The following is a 23,433-nucleotide window of genomic DNA, read 5'->3' as shown; positions in this document are numbered from 1 at the left end:
CTGGCGATCAGCATAATCCGCAAATGGCCTGAATGATTGGACTTTCATCTCACTGCTGCAAATAATGATCGGCAGATACTTCAGGATGAAATGATGAAACACGTTCGTTTGTTAAGGACTGCTACTGCCGAAGGCGCTCTTCGCGGAAGTCTCGAAGAGGGTGTTTTTGTCTTCCGGGGCGTTCCTTATGCCGCGCCGCCCATTGGGAAATTACGCTGGCAACCGCCGAAACCGGTCAGGCCCTGGGAGGGAGAGCGTGATGCCACCGTCTGGGGAAGCGCAAGCTGGCAGAACCGTGACTATTGTATTGCGATAGGCGGCGGCGATCCCGGCGCATTCAGCGAGGATTGCCTCTATCTGAATGTCTGGACGCCCGATCTGGAACCCGCCCGCCCGATGCCGGTGATGGTTTGGATACACGGCGGTGGGTTTACCCTGGGGGCGGGCAGTCTGACACCCTATGTGGGTTTACCGCTGGCTTCGCGCGGCGTGGTGGTGGTCACCCTCAACTACCGTCTGGGACATCTGGGTTTCTTTGCTCATCCGGCACTGGATAAAGAGTATCGTGAGGGTGAGATCGTCAATAATTTTGCCCTGCTTGATCAGATAGCAGCCCTGCAATGGGTTCAGCGTAACATTGCCAACTTTGGCGGCGACAGCAGCAACGTCACCATTATGGGTGAGTCATCCGGCGCTCGCAGCGTGTTGTCCCTGTTTTCCTCTCCGCTGGCGGCCGGGCTTTTCCATAAAGGAATTGCGCAAAGCGCCTATACGCTGCCGGATATCCCCCGCGAGAAAGCGTCAGAGAAGGGCGTGCGGCTGGCCAGACATTTCAATCTGCACAACGCGACGGCAGAACAGCTCCGCGCGTTGCCAGCAGACGCCTTCTGGTCGCTTGATGCCTCCCTCTCTAACGGGCCGGTCGCTATCTCCGGCGACTGCGTACTGCCTGAGCCTGTGCTCAGCGTCTTTACCGGGGCGAAACAGCTCCGGCTCCCACTGCTCATCGGTAGCAACAGTGACGAAGCCAGCGTTCTGAGCTACTTCGGTGTGGATCCGGCGACAGTTATTGAGCAGGTCAGGAAAACGCAGCGAGTGGGATTCCGGCTGAAAATGATCCGTCTGCTCTATGATGGCGTTTACGACGATGCCGAGCTGGGCCGCCAGGTGGCCCGCGATATGACTTTTACAACAATGGGTTACATTGCAGCGCTGGCGCAGTACCGCAACGGTATGCCCGCCTGGCGCTATTACTTTGACTATGTTTCAGAGAATGCCCGAGACCTCTACGCAAATGGCACCTGGCATGGCAATGAGATCCCTTATGTACTGGACACGCTTGCTGCGCTGAATGCGGAGAACAATGCACGACCCTTCACGGAAAATGACCGTCGCTTTGCCAGAGTGGTCAGCGAATATTGGTTGAATTTCGCCCGCCACGCGAGTGAGTTTTCTCACGACCTGGAAGGGGAAGTCAGCTGGCCTGCGTGGCGGCCGTGGCAAGATAAGGTGATGCGGTTTGGCGAAAAGGGCCAGGCGGTGGTGAAGCTGGAAAAACGCTTTATGCGGCGACGTACGCAGCTGTTTCGTCTGCTAATGAAGGGAATGGTGCGCTTAAAAGAGTAATTGCTTAACAAAATAATTTCGCTGGTAAAAGAGATAGGGGCAGCGGGCCGCTGAAATCAGTAACGTAAGCAAGGAGTTAAGTACAATTTTCAGGTTGATAAGGTTTTGAATAGCAACCAATAACTACTCAGGGTTTATCACTTCGTGCCGATAACTCCGGATAAGCGCCCGATCCAAAAGGCGATGTTATCCGGTCCAATACCGTTACGGAGTAGTTATGAACTTGTTAAGAAATTTTACCATCCGCAGCGTGATGCTCTGGATCCTCGGGCTGTTTTGCCTGATGTGGTCCGCCGTAGGCATGTACAGCGTCTATTCCCTGAATGCCCTCGGCAAAGGCAATGAGGTCGATCGTGAACTGGTTAATCAGATGACCACCCTGAGTAAAGGGAACGATCAATATTTCCGCTTTATCACCCGCCTGACCCGCGCGGTGGAATCACGACAGGCTGGCAGCGCCTCGGCGGCGGCAGATATGGCTTCGGTGCAGAAAGCGCTTGATAACATGGCGAAGCTGCTCGACGACTTTAAAGCGCAGGCCCCAGGCCCGATGGACGCCAGCTATTCTGGCGACGTTATTGCCAGCTGGCAGAAACTGCTCGATCAGGGCGTACTGCCACAAATGCAGCTGGCCCAGCAGGGCAACATGGATAATTTCCGTCGCCATGCCACCACCGTAACGCCGCCGCTGAGCCGGGAATTTGGCTCCTCAGTTGACAAATTTAATCTGGCAGCGGGCGCAAAACTGGATGCCACCCGCGTCACCGTCGACCATCTCACCGATATGACTAAAATCGTCATCGTGGTGGCGGTGATTATTGGCCTGCTTATCCTGCTGTTTACCGACCGGTATCTGGTCAAAATGCTGGTGCGGCCGCTGGACAGCATGCGCGAACAGTTCCGCCTGATTGCGGAAGGCGACCTCAGCCATCCGTTGCAGGATATCGGCCGTAACTGCGTGGGTAAACTGGTTCCCCTGTTAAGCGCCATGCAGGACAGCCTGCGGGAAGCCGTAAGCGCCATTCGCAGCGGTACTGACAACATCTATCGCGGCGCGGCTGAAATCTCCTCAGGCAATAACGATCTGGCATCACGTACCGAAGAGCAGGCTGCGGCACTGGAACAAACGGCCGCCAGCATGGAGCAGCTCACCGCCACCGTGAAATTCAATGCCGATAATGCCCGTCAGGCCAGCGAGCTGGCGCAGTCCGCTTCCCTGACCGCCAGTAAAGGCGGCAAGCTGGTGGGCGATGTGGTCACCACGATGCAGGGGATTGCCGGCAGCTCGAACAAGATTGCCGAGATCACCAGCGTGATTAACAGCATTGCCTTCCAGACCAATATTCTGGCGCTGAACGCCGCGGTTGAAGCCGCACGGGCTGGCGAACAGGGTCGTGGGTTTGCGGTGGTAGCCAGCGAAGTGCGTAACCTTGCGCAGCGTAGCGCCGGTGCAGCGAAAGAGATTGAAACGCTGATAGCGGACTCCGTTACGCGCGCCAGCAACGGCTCGCGGCTGGTGGGCGAAGCGGGCAGCACGATGGATGAGATCCTGAAAGCGGTAGGCGAAGTGACGGAAATCATGAAACAGATCGCTTCCGCCTCTGAAGAGCAGAGCAAAGGGATCTCTCAGGTTGGCACCGCCATTACCGAAATGGATAGCGTGACGCAGCAGAACGCCTCGCTGGTAGAGCAGGTCTCCGCTGCGGCAAGTTCGCTTGAGCGCCAGACCGAAGAGCTGACGCTCTCCGTATCGAAGTTCCGCCTCTCGCCAACGGCCACGGCCACGCCAAAAGCGCCAGCGCGGTCACTACCCACGGCCGCCCGTCCGCCGATGGCTAAGCCTGCCGCCGCCTCTGCGGACGAGTGGGTTTCTTTCTAAGCGGGCTGACAGAGCCACGCCACCAAAGCAGCAAGCTGCGGTGGCGCTTCTTCAGGCGGGCGCTGGATCAGGCTGTAAACCGCGCCCGTTTTCACCGTCTCCTTAAAAGGGGCGATCAGCCGCTTCATAGCCAGATCCGCCTCAATCAGCGTTACATCCGCTACCGTCACGCCAAATCCCTGAATGGCGGCACTGATCGCTAAATCCATGGTATCAAAATGCTGGTTACGCTTCATGGTCACCTCTGCCTGCTGCTGCGCCAGCCAGAGCTGCCAGTCGCGACCATCCGCCGTAGGATGCAAAAAGGTAAACCCTGATAACTCCGCTGCCGTGATCAGTTTTCCATCCTGTGAAGTGGGCGCCATCACCGGCGTTAACGCTTCATCAAACAGATGCCGGCTACCGGATGGGGCGCTGCCGTATAAAATGGCCACGTCATGATTATCCAGCTGGCTGCTGTGGTCGACGGTGGTAGTGAGCGAAACGTGCAGATCGGGCTGAGCCTGTTCCAGCGCAACCAGCCTGGGCACCAGCCAGCGCATGGCGCAGGTGGGCGCCTTCAGGCGGATCGCCCCGTGCGTTTTGCTGGCCTGTTCGGCTGCCTGCATCATCTGTTCAAAAGCGGTTTTCATCGCCGGTAACAGCGCTGCGCCCTGGGCAGTCAGCGTGAGTCCTCTGGCATGACGATCGAAAAGTGCAAACCCCAGCCAGCTCTCCAGCGAGGCGATTTTACGGCTCACCGCGCCCTGAGTGATACAAAGCTCTCCCGCTGCACGGGTCAGGTTCAGGTGACGGGCAGTAACAATAAAGGCATGAATGGCATTAAGAGGAAGCGTACGCCGTGACATTGTTACCCTCTGAGCTATGTTTAAAAGTCATGGCTATTATGACAACAATTCGCTTGTCGGCTCAAGGTCGCTCACGTTGAATAGGCTAATCGCGCACCATTCTCACCGGAGAGAGCATGCCCATTAAATCCAGCGTACAACAACGCTCAAAATTACCGGACGTTGGCACCACCATCTTCTCTGTTATCGGGCAGCTGTCTGCTCAGCATAATGCCATCAACCTGTCGCAGGGAGCACCTAATTTTCCCTGTGATGCAGCGCTGATCAACGGCGTAACCCAGGCGATGGAGCAGGGCCACAACCAGTATGCCCCGATGACCGGTTTGGCCGCGCTGAAGGAAGTGCTCGCCAGCAAGGTAGAGACTCTTTATGGCCAGCACTACGATGCGGCAAGCGAAGTGCTGATTACCGGTAGCGCAAGCCAGGGCATCTATGCGGCGATTGGCGGCCTGGTTCATCCGGGAGATGAAGTGATCTTTTTTGAACCCGCCTTCGACAGCTATGCGCCGGTGGTGCGTCTGCAAGGTGGCGTGCCGGTGGGGCTGAAGCTTGCGGTACCCGACTTCGGCATCAACTGGGATGAAGTGCGGGCCGCAGTCACCTCCCGCACGCGCATGATCATTATTAACACACCCCATAACCCCAGCGCCCAGGTTCTCTCACGTGCCGATCTGGACGAGCTGGCAGCGATAACCCGCAATACCAATATCGTCGTGCTCTCCGACGAGGTCTATGAACATATCCTGTTTGACGGGCGGCAGCATCAGGGGATGGCGACCCATGCCGAGCTGGCGCAGCGCAGCGTTATCATCTCCTCCTTTGGCAAAACCTTCCACGTCACCGGCTGGCGAGTGGGCTACTGCCTGGCACCGGCTGAACTGATGGATGAGCTGGTTAAGGTACATCAGTTCATGATGTATTCTGCCGACACGCCGATGCAGGTCGCTTTTGCAGACTATCTGCGCAAGCCTGCAAATTATCTGGGCCTGGGGGAATTCTATCAGCGCAAGCGCGACAAGCTGGCGGAACTGCTGAAAGAGTCCCCGTTCCGCCTGCTGCCTTCAGCCGGATCGTTCTTTATGTTAGCCAGTTATGCAGATTTCAGTGACGAATCAGACAGCGAAATGGTAAAACGTCTGATTGTTGATCACGGTGTAGCAACTATCCCGCTTTCGGCGTTCTACACGGATGGAACCGACAATAAATTGATCCGTCTCTCTTTCGCAAAAGACGAAGCCACACTTGCGGCGGGCGCACGGGCGCTTTGCCAGGTGAAAGCTCGCTAAAATACTCCTGAGGGGAAGTTGATGAAGAAACTGAATGCACTGTTTGTGGCGGTTGGGCTGTTCTCATCCATGTCGGTAATGGCGCAGGAAACGCTGCGTTACGGACTGGAGTCTCAGTATCCACCTTTTGAAAGCCGCAATGCGTCAGGCGATCTGGAAGGTTTTGATATCGAACTGGGGAAAGCGATCTGCCAGGTGGGCAATTTTAAATGCAGTTGGGTAGAGAGCAGCTTTGATGCGCTGATCCCGGCGCTTGCTGCCAGGAAATTTGATGCCATTAACTCGGCGATGAACATCACCGAAGCGCGCATGAAAAGCATTGGCTTCACCAAGCCAGTCTATCGCATTCCAAGCCAGCTGATTGGCAAAACCGGTTCCGGCTTGCAGCCAACAATTGCATCTCTTAAGGGCAAAAACATCGGCGTGCTTCAGGGTTCCGTTCAGGAAACCTTTGCCAAAAAGCACTGGGAACCTCAGGGCGTGACGGTGACGCCTTACCAGGATCAGAATCAGGTCTATAACGACATGGTCGCAGGGCGTCTTGACGGTACGCTGGTCATGTCGGCAGCGGGCCAGTCCGGCTTCCTGGCGAAACCACAGGGTAAAGGGTTTTCCTTCGCGGGTGACCCGGTGGAAGATACCCAGGTACTGGGTGTAGGGATCGGTTTTGGTCTGCGTAAAGATGACACGAAGCTGAAAGAGGCGCTGGATGCCGCTATCACCCAAGTGCAGGCAGACGGCACCGTAACTAAGCTGGCAGCTAAATTCTTCCCTGGCATTGATGTTGCGGTGAAAGAGTAACAGGGTAAATCCCGGCGTGCAGAGAGGCCGGGCGTTAAAAAATGGGCGAATTTATTCGCCCATTTTTATTGCTTTTACTTCGCTGCCAGCAGGCAGAGCTTTTCCGCAACCAGGTAGGACTTCACAAACGAGGGGATCGGCAGGAATTCAAATTTCGAATGGAAGTTATGCGCACCAGTGAAGAAGTTTGGCGTCAGCAGGCCTTTCGCCGAGAGCGCGGCCCCGTCGGTTCCGCCACGCATCGGTGTGACTTTGGGCGTAATATCCAGCTCTTGCAGCGCCGCAAAAATCAGGTCAATTGCCCGCCGATCTTCACCAATCGCATTACTGATATTGCTGTAGATATCTGTGATGGTGAACTCAACCTTGCCCGTAGGATACTGCTCGCGGATTTTGGCAGCCACATCGGCAATTTTCTGCTTACGCTGCGCAAAAGAAGCCAGATCGAAATCGCGAATGGAAGCTTTCAGCCGTGCCTCGTTGGCGTTAGCGGTCATCTCATTAAACCAGACATACCCTTCGCGTCCTTCCGTATGCTCTGGGGTTTCCATGCGGTCAAAGTGGCTGACAAAATCGAATGCCATTAATAGCGGGTTAACCAGCACCCCTTTTCCCGACATCGGGTGGGCAGTGACGCCGGTCAGACGAATATCGGCTGAAGCTCCGTTAAAATTCTCATACACCACTTCGCCCAGCTCACAGCAGTCGATGGTGTAGGCAAAATCCACATCAAAGCGCGTTTTCAGATCCAGCGCTTTGGCGCCGCGCAGCCCAATCTCCTCATCCGGCACGAAAGCGACCACAATATCGCCGTGGGGCGTGTCATGGCTCAGGTTTTCCATCAGCGTCATCACGACGGTGACCGCCGCCTTGTTATCTGCTCCCAGCACGCTGGTGCCATCGCTGAAGATAATCTCCTGCCCGTGGTAGGCATTGATTTCAGGATGCTCTGCGGTACGCAGCCAGATATCTTCCTGCTGATTCAGGCAGAGATCCTGGCCTTCAAAACGCAAAGTTTGTGGATGGATATGGGGAGAGAGTCCAACGTCCACGGTATCGATATGGGTGATAAAACCGATGCGCGGTGCGGAAGGGCGATTGCCCGGTTTAACCGCAGTGACGGTGGCGAACTCATCAATCACCACATCCTGTAACCCCATTTCGCGCAGCTCTTCTGCCAGCATTTTCGCCATGGCGTGCTGCTCTGGCGTGCTCGGCAACACCTGAGAGGCGGCATCGCTCTGGCTGGTGACGGCAAGGTAGCGGTAAAAACGTCTGCTGAGCTGGCTGGCCAGTTCCTGGTTCATCCTGTCTTCCTGTGTCTGAGGGAAAGCGTACTGAATTATCATAATTATCAGAGTGGCGGAGCCAGGTCAAAGAGGGAAGTGTGATGACGTGCGGTGGCACAGGCAGTGGTCAGGGAGTAACCAGTCGGACGCCTCTCACCAGCGAACTGCTGAGAAGTCACTATACTGAATGTTCAAGATAAACAAACAGGAGGACAGTCATGACCATTCATAAGAAAGGGCAGGCGCATTGGGAAGGCGATATCAAGCAGGGTAAAGGCACAATCAGCACCGAAAGCGGCGCGCTGAAAGAGCAGCCCTACGGATTTAATACCCGTTTTGAAGGCAAACCAGGCACTAACCCGGAAGAGTTGATTGGCGCAGCTCACTCAGCCTGTTTTTCAATGGCGCTCTCTCTGATGTTAGGCAATGCAGGCTTTGTGCCTGAAAGCATCGATACCGTGGCCGATGTGTCGCTGGACAAAGCGGGTGAAGGTTTCAAAATCACCAAAATCGCTCTGCAAAGCGAAATCAAGCTGCCTGGCATCGACAGCAGCAAATTTGATGAAATCATCAATCAGGCCAAAGCTGGCTGCCCGGTCTCTCAGCTGATGAACGCTGAAATTACGCTGGACTATAAACTGAACTAATCTTCAGCTGGCGTATAAATATTTCCCTGCCGCCCGGCGGGGAAATCTCTCTGTTATTCCTCCCTGAAATGCGTCTGCTATTTTCCCTCCCATTAAACAACCCGCTGAAATATAACCAAAAGTTATGAATAAAAAAACAGCATAACGCTGGTTCTCGCTGCCGTTAGCGATTAGATTGTTGGAACCAGGAAAAACAATCAGCAACACTCTAGCGAGGATGGAAATGAAAAAAACATTTTTAAGGACGGCTATTGCTGCGTTAACGCTGACGGTAGCGACAGGTGCCGCAGCGAAAACATTGGTGTTCTGTTCGGAAGGGTCGCCGGAAAATTTTAACCCCCAGCTCTACACCTCTGGTACCAGTGTGGATGCCAGCGCTGTCCCTATTTATAACCGTCTGGTGGACTTCAAAGTGGGGACGACCGAACTGGTTCCCAGCCTTGCGGAAAGTTGGGAAATCAGTCCCGATGGCAAAACCTATACCTTCCATCTGCGTAAAGGGGTGAAGTTTCAGAGTAATAAGGCGTTTAAGCCCACGCGCGACTTTAATGCGGATGACGTCATTTTCTCCTTTATGCGGCAAAAAGATACCAAAAACCCTTACCACAACGTTTCCAATGGAACCTATGCCAATTTCGAAAGCCTGGAATTTGGCTCGCTGATCACCGATATCACTAAGGTTGACGAGAATACGGTACGCTTTACGCTGGCCCACGCTGAAGCACCGTTTCTCGCCGATTTAGGCTGGTACTTTGCTTCCATTCTCTCCGCTGAATATGCTGATGCCATGCTGAAAGCCGGTACGCCAGAGAAAGTTGATCAGGTTCCAATAGGTACAGGGCCTTTCGAACTGGCGCAGTATCAGAAAGACTCCCGTATTTTGTACAAGGCCTTCCCGCAATACTGGCAGGGAAAAGCGAAGCTGGACCGGCTGGTATTCTCCATTACGCCTGACGCTTCCGTGCGTTATGCCAAGCTGGAAAAGAATGAGTGTCAGGTCATGCCTTTCCCAAATCCTGCCGACTTGCCTCGTATGAAGGAAAATAAAGATCTGACGCTGATGCAGAAAGCGGGTCTGAATACCGGTTTCCTTGCCTTTAACACCCAGAAGCCGCCGCTGGATAACGTCAAGGTTCGCCAGGCGCTGACCATGGCTATCAACAAACCGGCAATTATCCAGGCTGTGTTTCAGGGCACCGGAACGGTAGCTAAAAACCTGCTGCCGCCTGGGGTCTGGAGCGCTGACAAGGATCTCAAAGATTATGATTACGACCCGGAAAAAGCGAAAACGTTGCTGAAAGAGGCGGGTCTGAAGCCGGGAACCGCTATCGATCTGTGGGCGATGCCGGTTCAGCGGCCCTATAATCCTAATGCGCGGCGTATGGCCGAAATGATTCAGGCGGACTGGGCCAAAGTGGGCATTAAAGCCAATATTGTCAGCTTCGAATGGGGTGAATACCTTAAGCGGGTGAAAAATGGCGAGCATCAGGCCGCCCTGATGGGCTGGACAACAGCCACAGGCGACCCTGATAACTTCTTTGGGCCTCTCTTCAGCTGCACCTCAGCCAATGGCGGCTCGAACTCATCGAAATGGTGCTACAAGCCATTCGATAATCTCATCACGCAGGCCCGTGCGGAGCAGGACCATAACAAACGCGTCGATATGTACCGCGAGGCTCAGCAAATCATGCACGATCAGGCGCCTGCGGTAATGATTGCGCATTCAACGATTTTCGAACCGGTGAGGAAAGAGGTCACAGGTTTTGAGATCGATCCGTTTGGTAAACACATCTTCTACCAGGTGGACATCAAGTAAGTTGCCGGCCCTCTTTCCCGGAGGGCCTCAAAATCCATACTCGCGGGAAAACCGTTGGTTTTCCTGCTGCAACTGCTCACTGACAAAGCTCAGGAACAGATTCAGTGCCGCCGAACGCTGGCGGCCATTCACCGTTTGTACCTGTAGCGTGCGTTGCGTAAGCTGATCAATGCCCATTGAGCGCAGCGTCAGCCCGTGCTCTCTGGCCTGATAGAGCACGGTGAACTGGCTACAAATGGTCACGGCCAGTGGATTTTGCTGCAAAAAGGTATAGAGCGTACTGAAGTTGTTGCAGGTAATGACCGGTTCAATAAAGGTCCCGCTCATCTGACAGGAAAGATCGAACAGCTGCCGCACGGTAGTGCCCTGGTCGGGCAGCGCAACAGGGAACGCCGACAGATCGCTTAGCGTAAATTCGCGCTCTGCCAGCGGATGCGTGTTGTGCATAACGATAAATACCGGCGCCGGAAAAGAAGCCACCACATCAACGCCCCGTTCCGGATGAAGGCTGAACTGGAAAGCGACGTCGCACTCTCCCTGCCGCAGGATCTCCGCCACCTCCAGTGCGCTGCATACTGTCAGCGTAAAGCTCACCGCGGGATTAAGCTGACGAAATTGTGAGAACAGGGTCGGTAACAGCCCAAAAGCCATGCCATCAGTACAGACAACCCGCAAAGCGGTTCGTCTGACCGCTTTTAATCCTTTGATCTCAGCCAGCGCGTGTTCCCTGTCCATAAGGGCACGGCGAACATGGTTTTCAAATATTTTCCCGGCATCGTTCAGCACCATTCCACGGGCGTGGCGATCGAATAAAGGCGCACCTATCTCATTCTCAAGACGCTGGATCTGGCGGCTGATAGCGGAGACAGCCACATAGAGCTGCTGGCTGGCGGCGCTTAATGAACCGGTGTTGGCTACCGCCAGAAAATAGCGGATTTCTGCGCTCTGCATAGGGTTGCCTCTTTCTGGTGCATGCTGCCTGGGTGTGCAATTTTGCTTTGCCCTGAAAGCAAGGCTTGTTTGATATTTTGATAATTGTGGCAAGGCGTGATTTTAGCTTAGATGGGTTGCATAACAAAACAGCAAACACTACGGGCAGGGTTATGACAGGACAACAGGCAGTGGCGCAGGCGACGGCATATTTTGACAGCGGGGAATTTAAACAGGTGCTGGCGCGGCGCGTGGCTATTCGCTCGGAAAGCCAGCGGGACGATCGCGACAACGAACTACAACGTTATTTTGCTGAAGAAATTTCTCCGGCAATGCGTGCAATGGGCTTCACTCTCACGGAGCTGGCTAACCCCAGGGCAGCGGCGCGTCCCTTTTTGCTGGCGACACGCATGGAAGATGCAGCGCTACCCACGCTGCTTTGTTATGGGCATGGCGATGTTGTCTTTGGCGATGATGAAAACTGGCGTGAAGGGCTGGATCCCTGGCAACTGAGCGAAGAGGGCGATCGCTGGTATGGGCGGGGAAGCGCCGATAACAAAGGACAACACTCGGTGAATATCGCCGCCCTGGAGCAGATTTTTGCCGTGCGCGGCGGGGCTTTGGGTTTCAACTGCAAATTCCTGTTTGAAATGGGCGAAGAGATCAGTTCGCCAGGGCTGGCGCAAATTTGTGAAGAGAACCGATCCCTGCTGAGCGCCGATATTTTTATCGCTTCTGATGGCCCGCGTCTGAATGCTGAACGTCCTACCCTGTTTTTAGGCTCTCGCGGCGCTGTTAACGTCAGGCTGAGCATTCATGCCCGCGATCGTGATTACCATTCCGGTAACTGGGGAGGATTACTGAGTAATCCGGGGACGCAGCTTGCCAGTGCGGTGGCCTGCCTGGTCAATCAGCACGGTCAGCTACAGGTGGCCGCCCTGAAGCCGCCAGCCATCTCTGCTCAGGTCCGTGAGATCCTCAGCGATATAAGTGTTGAGGAGAGCAGCGATGGGCCGCGAATTGATGCTGAATGGGGCGAAGCTGGCTTAACGCCAACGGAACGTTTATATGGCTGGAACACGCTGGAAGTGTTGTCGTTTTTAACCGGTAACCCTGAGCGCCCGATGAACGCTATTCCGGGCAAAGCCACGGCTGTCTGCCAACTGCGCTTCGTGGTGGAGACAGACTGGGAAAATATTGCGCAGCACCTGCGGGAGCATCTCGACAGCCACGGCTTTCAGCAGGTTGAAATTGAAGTTCTGCGCGGTTCGCCTGCTACACGACTCGACCCCTGCAATCCGTTGGTAAAATGGGCGCTTGCTACAATGGCGACCACCAGCGGTAAGAAACCCGCGCTGCTGCCCAATCTGGGCGGTTCGCTGCCCAACGATGTCTTTGCTCATATTCTCGGACTGCCCACTTTATGGATACCGCACTCCTATCCGGCCTGTGGTCAGCATGCTGTTGATGAGCACATGCTTAAATCTGTCGCCCGTGAAGGGCTACAGATGATGACGCAACTCTTCTGGGAGCTGGGTGAAAAAGGGGGCCAGCTCATCGCCAGCCATCAGCTTTACCAGCAGCAGAAGGAGCAGCAATGAGCACGTTAACTTCTGTACAAACGCCGGCGGCAGCTGCGCCAAATCTCTATAAAACGCTGTTTGCTACCTGCGTAGGCAATGCGCTTGAGTGGTTCGATATTGCCGTGTACGGCTTCTTTGCCACCTATATTGCACACGCTTTTTTCCCCACGCAGGATCCTGCTGTCTCCATGTTGCTGACCTTCGGCAGCTTTGGCGTTTCGTTTTTAATCAGGCCATTAGGGGCTGTCGTACTGGGTGATTATGCTGACCGCGCAGGCCGGAAAAAGGCACTGATGCTCTCAATCACGCTGATGATGGTGGGGGGATGCATGATTGTGGTGATGCCCTCCTATGGCACCATCGGACTGGTTGCTCCCGTACTGATCCTGCTGGCTCGTCTGATTCAGGGCTTTTCAGCGGGCGGTGAATTTGGCAGTTCCACCGCTTTTCTGGTCGAGCATTTCCCTCATCGTCGCGCCTTCATTGCCAGCTGGCAATTTGCAACGCAAGGGGCAAGTACGCTGCTGGCGTCGGCTTTTGGGCTGGGGCTGACACACTGGCTCAGTGAAACGCAAATTCAGGCGTGGGGATGGCGCATACCTTTTGCTTTTGGCCTGCTGATTGGCCCGGTTGGCCTCTATATCCGTCGCCATGTGCATGAGCCTGCCAGCTTTATCGCGCGGGAAAAATCGCACTCGCCGCTCAGACTGCTGGCTGGCAAGCAAAAAAGCCTGCTGCTGCTGGCGACAGGTCTGATGGTGATCTCCACCGGCATCAACTATATGCTGAATTATGTCCCTACCTATGCGACAAAAAGCCTGCATCTTTCGGGGACGGCGGCTTTCAGTGCGACATTACTGGCTGGCGTCATACTCACTGTGGTCACGCCATTGATGGGGTTGTGGGCGGAGAAAATAGGGCGCAGGCCGCTGATGTGGGCATCGCTGGGATTATTGATCCTGACTATCTATCCGGCATTCCTGCTGGTGGTAAACCATCCAACTTCCGGGATGCTGCTGCTGCTGGTAGGTTGGATGGCGCTGCTTAAATCGGTCTATTTTTCTACCGTGCCCTCAATGATGGCCGATCTGTTTCCGGTTGACACCCGCGCCAGCGGAATGGCTATCAGTTATAACGTAGCTGTGACTCTGTTTGGCGGATTCGCGCCGTTGATCTGTACGCTGTTAATTACCTCCACCGGTAGCAGTCTGGCCCCGAGTTACTATCTCATGGCATTAGCTCTGGTCAGCGGATGGGCATTATTTAAAAGTCAGTTCCGGTTGCAACACTGATTCTTGCAGAGTGATTGTCACGATCGGTTAATGTGACGGGTTCATTCAGTGAAGTCTCATCAATCCATTAAGCCCCTTCAGCGCGAGTAAAGGGGCTTTTTTTGTGTTTTTTTCAACCTGCTTTAACGCGCAGGAACATTGAAGCCCGTCGTTCTATCAGCCAGTAGATCAGGTAACCCACACTGAGCGAGGCCATAACTAACACCAGCAGCGCGACATAGAGTGTTATCTGGCCGTTTTCGCCAGGCAGCAGGTAATGCAATATTTTTTCCATCGCGCCCATTAACAGACGATGACATACAAAGATTGAATAAGAGGCTACTCCCACTGCGCTTAATACTTTGCTGACGGCAGAGTTACTGACATAACGGAAGCTGAAGAAGGTCAGAATAAAGAAGCTGAATGTCAAAACCATCAGCTGAGCGGTTCCGTGCATAAAGATCGTGGCTACGATCGTCAGGAAACTTATCACCAGTAAAGAATATCCGGTATGGTACCAGGGAGTGGAAAGCCGGGGCTGTAGCGCAAAGCAGAGAACGCCGCTGAGAAAATAAAGCATAACGGGATTGGTATAAAACTTGATCCAGAGATTATCACTCTGCACCGTGATACTTGCGGCGGCAAGCACAATGATACTGAGGAAGATAAATGTCAGCCCCGAGCGGCGGGCAAGAAGTAATCCTACGGAAAAAATCATATAAAACAGCATCTGATAGCAGAATATCCAGCCTGCGGAGATCACGGGCGTTAACGAATGAAGCTCTTTTATATAGACAGAGGGAATGAAAATAAGGGAGAGAAGATTATCTACAGGCTCCACTTTCGTCGAAGGGAACCAGGCTGGATAAATAACCCAAAACACGATCGTTATCAAAGTAAATAAATAATAGACGGGTAATATCTTCACCAGTCTGCCTTTAATAAAAGCCATGACTTTCCCTTCACCAAAGTCATTCCAGTGAAGGCTGGCGACCAGATAGCCACTGGTCATAAAAAAAAGGAAAACGCCCAGCTGGCCCAGCGAAGATGCGTAGCCGCCGAAAGCTGAAAATTTTACCGGACTTAATTGAGTGACAAAGCTTTCGGCATTACTGAGAACAATAAGCAGACAGGCGACAGCCTGCAACCATGTAGAGGCGAGTAAATTATTTTTCATGTAAATGACCCTGATGCTGTGTAGTAAACCCCTCACCGCCAGGCGGTGAGGGGGAGGGAGCATATCCATCTGATAATTTTTTATAAGAGTTTAATTATTGGGCCTGTTTAAGGCCTCTTTGTAATAAGGCTGCTGTGTGCGTCTTTCTTTCAACACATAAGCACAAGCGCGCTCTGTGTGAGGTAATACATTAACCCGGTTGATTCATTTATTTCCATATGTAAAATGCAACTTAAGAAAGATTCAGAATTTCCTGTACCTGTTGCTTTAATTAATTTTGGTTAAGGATGAAAAGTAATTAATGGCGCTAATAATTTACTTTTATGTGCCAGGCCATAATCCTATTATTATTCGCAAGTTAGTCTCTGAGCTGGTTTTTTTTCGCTGGGAATGATTAGTGATGAGTGCAAAGCTGGAAACTTTCACAACCGTAAATCAATATTGATAAGAAAGAGTGAACTATCGGCTTATTCCTGGAGTCCGGCATAAGAGGGCTGAATGTCTGCGGCATGGCGGTTAAGGGCCGTTACAGCCGGCAAAAAAAAGCCGGCTGCGTTTTGACTGGAAAGAGAACCTGAATTAGTGAGATTGCAAATAAGCCACATGGGTTTGCAAGTACTCTTCCAGCCCGTGACGCCCGTCAGCGCCTCCGATACCAGACTTGCGCCAGCCAGCATGGAAACCTTGCATAGCTTCAAAATTCTCCCGATTAACATAGGTTTCACCAAATTTAAGCTCTCTCAGCGCCTTCATGGTGGTGTTCAGATCGCGAGTGAAAAGTGATGAGGTAAGACCATATTCACTGTCATTCGCCAGGGCAATGGCTTCTTCAAGCGTGGTGAAGGGGATCACCGGCAGAACCGGACCAAAGGTTTCCTCCTGCACAATCGCCATATCCTGACTGACGTTGGTCAGCAGCGTTGGGGCAAAAAAGAATCCGCGCTCACCCAGTCGCTTACCGCCAGTCTCGATGCTGGCTCCCTGTTTAACCGCCAGCGCAACCTTCTGTTCCAGGCGAGCGAGGGCATCGGCGGAGATCAGGGGTCCCATATCAATGTCCGTTTTCATCGCCGGATCGCCACTGGTTACCTGCTCAAAGGCGGTTATCAGCCGGGCAACCACTTCCTGATAAACGTCCTGCTGGACATAGAGCCGCTCTGCGCAGTTACAGACCTGCCCGGTATTAATCATTCTCGAACTTACAATGGCTTTTACCGCCAGATCTAAATCAGCATCCTTCATCACTATGGCCGGCGCTTTGCCGCCCAACTCCAGAGAAACTTTAGTGATATGAGGCGCCGCAGCATTAAGAGTGGCAATACCAGCATTTACGCTTCCCGTCAGACTGACCAGACCGACTTTGGGATTAGCCGCCAGCGCCTGACCCACTTCGGGGCCGTAACCTGTTACCAGGTTAAAAACCCCTGGCGGTAAACCGATCTCATCAATAATTTCTGCGAAAATAATCGCATTATTCGGCGTTAATTCACTGGGTTTGATCACAATTGTATTGCCAGTAATTAATGCTGGTGCCGCTTTGCGGGCAATCAGGAAGAAAGGAAAGTTCCAGGGGAGAATACCGACGGTGACACCGATGGCTTTTTTAAACACCATAATGGTTTCGTTGACCCGATCGCTCTGAACGATCTCCCCCTCGTAACGCCGCGCCCATTCCGCCATGTAATCAAGATAATCCGCTGTGAACAGCACTTCGGTTTTTGCCAGCTGTTGGGTCTTGCCTCCTTCGGCAACGATTGTGGCGGTGATTTCCGCTTCACGCTGGCGAATGCCTTGCGAAATTTTTCGCAACCATACACCACGCTCTACGGCCGGTAACGCTTCCCATGCGGGCTGAGCCGCCTGTGCCGCATCCACAGCCCTGTCGGCATCTTCACGGCTCCCTTCCGGGATCTGAGAAAGTCTCTGTTCTGTGGCTGGATTGATCACATCAATCCAGCGGCCGCTGCGGTTTTCAACAAACTGACCATTGATATAAAAACGATGTTGTCGTGACGTCATAGTAGCTTCTCCGTAAAGAGTTTTTTAATGCTGGGTTAATAAAATGTTGCACTACAAAATAGTGCCGCAGCCGTGGCAAAATGTCCTTTCTGTGATTGCCAACGGATCGGGAGGAGATGGCAGAAATGAGAAGAACGCAGGGATTCGGGCCAGAAATGCGGGAAGGGATACGGCAGGAGGGGGCAGGACCCCCTTTTATCACAAATGGAAATTGTGATCGCGGTCAGTGTGAGGTGCATTATTTTGCCAGATTTGCTCCAGCCGGGGCAGCCAGCATAAGGTGCCACCTGTTCATTCCTTCGTAGACTGCCTCTACCGGGAACCTCACCCTCCTACGAAGGAATATAATAATGAGTCAGACAATCCTTTCAGGCATCCTGTGGCATCTGGTGGGCGCCGCCAGCGCCGCCTGCTTCTATGCTCCGTTTAAAAAAGTGCGAAACTGGTCATGGGAAACCATGTGGTCCGTGGGCGGTATCGCATCGTGGATCATCCTCCCCTGGGCGGTGAGTGCCGTGCTACTGCCAAATTTTTGGGGGTATTACAGCAGCTTTACGCTCTCTCAGCTGTTACCCGTGTTTCTCTTTGGCGCCATGTGGGGCATAGGGAACATCAACTACGGGCTGACCATGCGCTATCTGGGCATGTCGATGGGGATTGGTATCGCTATTGGCATCACCCTGGTGGTGGGAACGTTAATGACCCCGCTGCTACAGGGACGTTTTGTTGAACTGTTCAGTTCAGCGGGTGGCAGGTTAACGCTTCTCGGCGTCATGGTTGCGCTGGCAGGCGTAGCCATTGTTTCACGTGCAGGCTTGCTCAAAGAGCGTGCAATGGGCATTACCGCAGAAGAGTTCAATCTGAAAAAGGGATTAGTACTGGCGATAATGTGCGGCATCTTCTCGGCGGGAATGTCGTTCGCGATGAATGCTGCGAAGCCAATGCACGAGGCCGCCGCCGCGCTGGGTATTGATCCGCTCTATACGGCATTACCCAGCTATGTGGTAATTATGGGGGGCGGAGCGGTAATTAACCTGGGCTTCTGCTTTATCCGTCTGATGACCAAATCCTCCCTCTCTGTAAAAGCTGATTTCTCCGTTGCGAAGTCGCTGCTGGTCAGTAACGTGTTGCTCTCTGTGCTTGGGGGAACGATGTGGTACCTGCAATTTTTCTTCTACGCATGGGGGCATGCTCGTATTCCGGCACAGTACGACTTCATTAGCTGGATGCTGCATATGAGCTTCTATGTCTTGTGTGGCGGGCTGGTAGGGCTGGTATTAAAAGAGTGGAAAAACGTGGGCCGGCGGCCGGTCAGCGTTCTCTGTGGCGGCTGCTTTGTGATTATCATTGCGGCGAATATCGTTGGCATGGGCATGATGTCCTGACAAAAATATCCGTCAGGCTGAAAACGGCCAACAGAGAGGCACCACCCAAGGTGGTGCTTTTCAACGTTATGCGTCTCTCCCGGTTAAGAGCTTGCCTGCGGGTTCTGCGCCAGAGTTGTGTGAATGGGGTGGAACCTCACTCCCCGTCGCGCACAACCTGAAGTCTGCGTACGTTAACCGGTTCAAACTGTTGCCGGAAAGCACTGGGCGTCAAGCCTGTTTCCCTGGTAAAAACCACCGAGAAATAGTTACTGTCATCAAAGCCGCATCTGGCCGCAACTTCACTAATCAGAAGCTGGCTGCTGCGTAATAAGTATTTTGCCCGGCACAATTGCAGCTGGCGGATGTAATGGCCCGGCGTCATGCCGGTTTGCTGTCTGAAAAGCTGCTTCAGCGCCCGCTCAGACAACCGGTGCTGATGACAAAAGGCGCTCAGATCAAAACTCGTGGCAATCTGGCCCTGAATCGCTGACATCAAAAGATCCAGCTGCTCGCCTTCGGGAAGCTGATCCACGCTCTCCGGTGAATATCGGTGACGTTGTAACGTCAAAATGAGTTGAAGAAACAGCGTTTCGGTGAGCTGGCGAGAGAGTTGATCGTTTTTACGGCTCTCCAGCCTCAGCTGCTGAATTACGCCTCGCGCCAGCGCCATTCCCCTGGTGGTCAGCCGCCATTTGGTGTCCTGATTGTCAGGCAGAAAGAGCTTCCAGTTCAGACCCAGAGTGAATCGTTCGGGACAAAAAATAATGTTATCCAGGATCAGGTCATTAACGGATTCAAAGCTGTGGCAATCATCGGGGCGCAGATAGAAAAGATCGCCGCAGGTAATCAGCCAGGGTTTGTCATTCATGACATGGAGGCCGTTACCGCGCCAGACAATGACCAGCTCACTGAATTCATGAACATGCGGAGGAAAACAGAGTTGCGGCGCGCGGTCAGCCACCGCTATTGGCATCAATTCAGACGGGAAATAGTCGGCCTTCGCCAGGCGCAGGGGGACAGGTTCAGTCACGGTTCACCTCACAGGTCATTTTGCCTGATGGTACGCGGAGAGATACCAAATTCGCGCTTAAAGAGTGTAGAAAAGTGATTGCTGTCACCAAAACCGCACTGGAAAGCGATATCGGTTATGCGCATCTCGCTGTGTCGCAGCAGATGGCGGGCCTGAAGCAGCCGTAACCGGTTGAGGTAACGTTGCGGTGTGCTCCCGGTTTGCTGCTTCAACTGTCGGTGCAGCGTACGAAGCGAAAGTGAAAACCGCGCCGCCAGCACTTCCCAGTCAATTTCTTCATTAAAATGCTCTGAGAGCCAGTTAAGTAACCCTCGCATCCGCCCGTCCTGATCGTCTGCCGGCAGCTCGCTGCAACCACGGCGCAGCAGCACCAGCAGCTGCATAAAGCGCATCTCCTGTTCTGCCTGGCTTTCAAGGCAGGGGGGACAGGCAGGGAGTTGGATCTCATCAATCAGTTTTTTGGCCTGCGACAGCACTTTGCTGCCCACGCGCCAGTGAGAAGGGTAACCGCCTTCACGCTCCTGCGGCAGCAGATGCTGAAAACCGGTGACAAACCGAAAGGCCTCCGGCCCGCGATAGAGCACATTAGTCAGGATCAGTCCCTCAGTATTCTCATACATATGGCGGTCATGATCCCGGACAAAGCAGACGCAGCCGCCACAAAGCGGCCTTGGCTCACCGTTAAAGATATGAACGCCAGCTCCCTGTTCCACAATCACAATTTCATGAAAATCTTCATGATGATGTTCCGGAAACGCTCCCTGAGGTGCGCGAGGCTCAATGGCTATCGGCCGTCCGCCGCTGGGGAAAAAATCAACACTGTGTAAAACGGTCATGATCTGTCCTCATTGCCAGGTATCGACGGAGTCTACTGCCGGGTGAGGTGGGCGCACCTTGAATTTTCGACCCTATTTCGTGGCAATCAGGCTCATTTTTCAAGATGAGGCCAGAGGAATAGCAGAATTGCGCGGCATGTCACATCGGCGCCCGGCGAGAGCGATAACCGATTTTGTGAGCTGATTCACGTTCATCTTTGCCTTGTTGCCAGGGCTGAACGGCAGCTGGCAATTAGGGGAAGGTGTAGGATCCTCAGACTCTTAGACTATGGCTACCGAACTGACAGGAAGCCAATGCTATGAGCATGCGAAATTGTGTAGCCATCGACCTGGGAGCCTCCAGCGGCCGCGTAATGCTGGCACGTTTTAACAGTGAAACAGGCCATCTTCAGTTGGAAGAGATTGCCCGCTGCGTGAATCAATTAATCGCCGTGGAGGGCCGTCAGTGCTGGGATTTAGACGCACTGGAACACTTTATCCTCAGTTCGCTTAATAAGCTGGATCAGCAGGGTATTGTGCCGGACAGTATCGGGATTGATACGTGGGGCGTGGATTACGTACTGCTGGACAAGCAGGGGAAGCGGTTAGGTCTGCCCGTCTCCTATCGGGATGGCCGTACGCAGGGGATTATGCAGCAAGCCTGCGCGCAACTCTCGCGTGAATCCATTTATCAGCGCACGGGAATTCAGTTTCTGCCGTTTAATACGCTCTATCAGCTGCGCGCAATGACCAGCGCTGAACCTGAGTGGCTGGCTGAGGTCGGGCATGCGTTGCTGATCCCAGATTATTTCCATTATCGTCTGACCGGCAAACTGAACTGGGAATACACCAACGCCACCACCACCCAACTGCTGAATTTACGCAGCGGAGAGTGGGATGAAACGCTGCTGGCGTGGGCGGGCGCCAGGGCAAGCTGGTTTGGCCAACCTACGCAACCGGGACATCACGTGGGGGAATGGATATCCGCCAAAGGCGACCCGGTGCCGGTCATTGCCGTTGCCACCCATGATACGGCAAGTGCCGTGCTCGCCGCTCCGGTGGCCGGAACCAATGCAGCCTGGCTCAGCTCAGGAACCTGGTCACTGATGGGCTTCGAAAGTGCCGAACCCTTTGCTAACGACGCCGCGCTGGCAATGAATATCACCAATGAAGGCGGGGCTGAAGGGCGCTATCGCGTACTGAAAAATATCATGGGACTCTGGCTGCTCCAGCGGGTTTGCAAAGAACTCTCAATAGAAGATCTCTGTGGACTGGTTGAAGAAGCTGAAAAGCAGCCTGTCTGTCGCTCGTTGATCAACCCTAACGATGACCGTTTTATTAACCCGGTGAATATGGTGCGGGAAATTCAGGATGCCTGTGTCGGGCAGGGTATGCCTGCACCCGCCACGCCTGCTGCACTTGCCCGCTGCATATTTGACAGCCTTGCGCTCTTTTACCGTCAGGTCTTGCATGAGTTGCAGGATCTGCGGGGGGCAGCGTTTAGCTGGCTGCATATCGTCGGCGGCGGTTGCCAGAACCCTTTACTCAATCAACTTTGCGCTGATGCCTGCGGTATTCCGGTTATTGCCGGCCCGGTAGAGGCTTCCACGCTGGGTAATATTGGCAGTCAGTTGATAGCCAGCGGAGAGGTGCGGGATGTGGCGCACTTCAGGCAGCTGATTAAACAAAATTTCACTTTAAAAACCTATACCCCTCACGCCAGTGACGCGTATCGCCGCAGTTGGCCGCGCTTTCAGTCACTGACACACCAGGCTAAGGAGCTATGTATATGACCCGAGCAATCGAACAGGCATTTCAGCTGGCTAAGCAGCGCTTTGCTGATATCGGTATTGACGTCAACGCTGCAATGGCGCAGTTGGATAAGCTGCCCATTTCCATGCACTGCTGGCAGGGGGATGATGTTAAAGGGTTTGAGAACCCACAGGGCGCATTAACTGGCGGTATTCAGGCAACGGGCAATTACCCCGGAAAGGCGAGTACAGCCGCAGAACTGCGGGCCGATCTGGATCAGGCGATGGCGCTGATCCCTGGGCCGAAGCGCCTTAACCTTCACGCTATCTATCTGGAAAGCGACAGCCCCGTCGAGCGTACAGAGATCAAGCCTGCCCACTTCAGTCAGTGGGTCGAATGGGCCAAAAAGAATGGGCTGGGGCTGGATTTCAATCCTACCTGTTTCTCTCATCCACTGAGTGAGGACGGTTTTACCCTGGCGCATGCAGATGCGGAAGTCCGCCAGTTCTGGATTGAGCACTGTAAAGCGAGCCGCAAAATCTCCGCCTCGTTTGGTGAAGCCCTCGGCACCCCCTCAATCATGAATATCTGGGTTCCGGATGGCATGAAAGATCAGACCGTCGATCGTTTCGGCCCACGCCAGCGTCTGATGAATTCGCTGGATGAAATTATCAAAGAGAAACTCAACCCGGCCCACCATATTGATGCAGTAGAAAGCAAACTGTTTGGCATCGGTGCCGAGAGCTATACCGTAGGCTCTAATGAATTTTGTCTGGGCTATGCCAGCAGCCGCCAGACTGCACTGACCCTGGATGCAGGGCATTTCCATCCAACCGAAGTGATTTCAGACAAAATCTCCACGGCGATGCTTTACGTCCCGCGGCTGCTGCTGCATGTCAGTCGGCCGGTTCGCTGGGACAGCGATCACGTTGTGATTCTGGATGATGAGACGCAAGCCATCGCCAACGAAATCGTCCGTCAGAAGCTCTTTGACAAGGTGCACATTGGTCTGGACTTCTTTGATGCCTCCATCAACCGCATCGCGGCCTGGGTTATTGGCACCCGCAATGCGAAAAAAGCGCTGTTGCGTGCTCTGCTGGAACCGGTAGATCAGTTGAAAAAACTGGAGCTGGAAGGGGACTACACCAGCCGTCTGGCACTGCTTGAAGAGCAGAAATCTCTGCCGTGGCAGGCCGTCTGGGAAGCCTACTGCCTGCGTCACGATGTCCCGGCCGGAGCTGGCTGGTTAGACGCTGTCCGTCATTATGAACAACAAGTTCTCAGCAAACGTTAAGGA

The 23,433-nt window shown here is 53.6% G+C and carries 18 protein-coding genes; 11 read left to right on the top strand and 7 right to left on the bottom strand.

What is annotated here, in order from left to right; genetic code table 11:
* Positions 1–93: 93 nt before the first annotated feature.
* Both AAH450_RS05475 and AAH450_RS05470 read left to right on the top strand, forming a co-directional pair.
* Complete coding sequence (locus AAH450_RS05475) at positions 94–1,626, top strand: carboxylesterase/lipase family protein (RefSeq protein ID WP_342909579.1); 1,533 nt, start codon at positions 94–96, stop codon at positions 1,624–1,626.
* Positions 1,627–1,843: 217 nt separating this feature from the next.
* Positions 1,844–3,505: a methyl-accepting chemotaxis protein gene (locus AAH450_RS05470; RefSeq protein ID WP_342909276.1), complete on the top strand. Its 1,662-nt coding sequence runs from the start codon at positions 1,844–1,846 to the stop codon at positions 3,503–3,505.
* On the opposite strand, the gene AAH450_RS05465 is transcribed toward AAH450_RS05470, so the two are convergent.
* Entirely contained in the window at positions 3,502–4,353 is an 852-nt protein-coding gene (locus tag AAH450_RS05465; protein ID WP_342909275.1) for a LysR substrate-binding domain-containing protein, read from the bottom strand. The genes AAH450_RS05470 and AAH450_RS05465 overlap by 4 nt on opposite strands.
* Positions 4,354–4,469: 116 nt before the next feature.
* Here AAH450_RS05465 and AAH450_RS05460 point away from each other — a divergent pair, with 116 nt between their 5' ends.
* Both AAH450_RS05460 and AAH450_RS05455 read left to right on the top strand, forming a co-directional pair.
* Positions 4,470–5,639, top strand: a complete 1,170-nt coding sequence (locus tag AAH450_RS05460) for a methionine aminotransferase (protein WP_342909274.1) — start codon at positions 4,470–4,472, stop codon at positions 5,637–5,639.
* Between the two features lie 21 nt (positions 5,640–5,660).
* Complete coding sequence (locus AAH450_RS05455) at positions 5,661–6,440, top strand: transporter substrate-binding domain-containing protein (RefSeq protein WP_342909273.1); 780 nt, start codon at positions 5,661–5,663, stop codon at positions 6,438–6,440.
* Positions 6,441–6,514: 74 nt separating this feature from the next.
* Here the strand turns inward: AAH450_RS05455 and pepT are convergent, their stop codons facing one another.
* Positions 6,515–7,747 (bottom strand): peptidase T, encoded by a 1,233-nt coding sequence (pepT, locus tag AAH450_RS05450; RefSeq protein ID WP_342909272.1) that lies wholly within the window; start codon positions 7,745–7,747, stop codon positions 6,515–6,517.
* Between the two features lie 200 nt (positions 7,748–7,947).
* Here pepT and AAH450_RS05445 point away from each other — a divergent pair, with 200 nt between their 5' ends.
* Positions 7,948–8,376: an OsmC family protein gene (locus AAH450_RS05445; protein WP_342909271.1), complete on the top strand. Its 429-nt coding sequence runs from the start codon at positions 7,948–7,950 to the stop codon at positions 8,374–8,376.
* Positions 8,377–8,593: 217 nt separating this feature from the next.
* Positions 8,594–10,192 carry an ABC transporter substrate-binding protein gene (locus tag AAH450_RS05440; RefSeq protein WP_463322698.1) on the top strand — a complete coding sequence of 533 codons (1,599 nt, stop codon included), beginning with the start codon at positions 8,594–8,596 and terminating at the stop codon, positions 10,190–10,192.
* Between the two features lie 27 nt (positions 10,193–10,219).
* Here the strand turns inward: AAH450_RS05440 and AAH450_RS05435 are convergent, their stop codons facing one another.
* Positions 10,220–11,143 carry a LysR family transcriptional regulator gene (locus AAH450_RS05435; protein WP_342909269.1) on the bottom strand — a complete coding sequence of 308 codons (924 nt, stop codon included), beginning with the start codon at positions 11,141–11,143 and terminating at the stop codon, positions 10,220–10,222.
* A gap of 152 nt (positions 11,144–11,295) precedes the next feature.
* Between AAH450_RS05435 and AAH450_RS05430 the strand changes: the two genes are divergently transcribed.
* On the top strand, positions 11,296–12,723 hold the full coding sequence (locus AAH450_RS05430) for a M20 family metallopeptidase (protein WP_342909268.1): 1,428 nt from the start codon (positions 11,296–11,298) through the stop codon (positions 12,721–12,723).
* The gene (locus tag AAH450_RS05425; protein ID WP_342909267.1) at positions 12,720–13,997 is read left to right on the top strand and encodes an MFS transporter; all 1,278 of its coding nucleotides are present in this window, start codon (positions 12,720–12,722) and stop codon (positions 13,995–13,997) included. The genes AAH450_RS05430 and AAH450_RS05425 overlap by 4 nt, the downstream gene beginning before the upstream one ends.
* Positions 13,998–14,109: 112 nt before the next feature.
* Here AAH450_RS05425 and AAH450_RS05420 read toward each other — a convergent pair whose 3' ends face one another.
* The gene (locus AAH450_RS05420; RefSeq protein ID WP_342909266.1) at positions 14,110–15,153 is read right to left on the bottom strand and encodes an acyltransferase family protein; all 1,044 of its coding nucleotides are present in this window, start codon (positions 15,151–15,153) and stop codon (positions 14,110–14,112) included.
* A 579-nt stretch (positions 15,154–15,732) separates the two neighbouring features.
* A complete protein-coding gene (gene aldA / locus AAH450_RS05415; RefSeq protein ID WP_342909265.1) occupies positions 15,733–17,172 on the bottom strand; it encodes an aldehyde dehydrogenase in 1,440 nt (479 codons plus the stop codon).
* Between the two features lie 350 nt (positions 17,173–17,522).
* Here aldA and rhaT point away from each other — a divergent pair, with 350 nt between their 5' ends.
* Positions 17,523–18,557: an L-rhamnose/proton symporter RhaT gene (rhaT, locus tag AAH450_RS05410; RefSeq protein WP_342909264.1), complete on the top strand. Its 1,035-nt coding sequence runs from the start codon at positions 17,523–17,525 to the stop codon at positions 18,555–18,557.
* A gap of 136 nt (positions 18,558–18,693) precedes the next feature.
* On the opposite strand, the gene rhaR is transcribed toward rhaT, so the two are convergent.
* Together rhaR and rhaS are read right to left on the bottom strand one after the other, a co-directional pair.
* On the bottom strand, positions 18,694–19,569 hold the full coding sequence (gene rhaR, locus AAH450_RS05405) for an HTH-type transcriptional activator RhaR (RefSeq protein WP_342909263.1): 876 nt from the start codon (positions 19,567–19,569) through the stop codon (positions 18,694–18,696).
* Between the two features lie 8 nt (positions 19,570–19,577).
* The gene (gene rhaS / locus AAH450_RS05400; RefSeq protein ID WP_342909262.1) at positions 19,578–20,405 is read right to left on the bottom strand and encodes an HTH-type transcriptional activator RhaS; all 828 of its coding nucleotides are present in this window, start codon (positions 20,403–20,405) and stop codon (positions 19,578–19,580) included.
* Between the two features lie 299 nt (positions 20,406–20,704).
* On the opposite strand from rhaS, the gene rhaB reads away from it, so the two are divergent.
* Complete coding sequence (rhaB, locus tag AAH450_RS05395; RefSeq protein ID WP_342909261.1) at positions 20,705–22,177, top strand: rhamnulokinase; 1,473 nt, start codon at positions 20,705–20,707, stop codon at positions 22,175–22,177.
* Positions 22,174–23,430: an L-rhamnose isomerase gene (locus tag AAH450_RS05390; RefSeq protein ID WP_342909260.1), complete on the top strand. Its 1,257-nt coding sequence runs from the start codon at positions 22,174–22,176 to the stop codon at positions 23,428–23,430. The genes rhaB and AAH450_RS05390 overlap by 4 nt, the downstream gene beginning before the upstream one ends.
* The last annotated feature ends 3 nt before the right edge of the window (positions 23,431–23,433 follow it).

The sequence above is a fragment of the Erwinia magellanica genome (genome assembly GCF_039023495.1).
Classification (GTDB): domain Bacteria; phylum Pseudomonadota; class Gammaproteobacteria; order Enterobacterales; family Enterobacteriaceae; genus Erwinia.
This window is presented reverse-complemented; position numbering and strand designations above follow the sequence as displayed.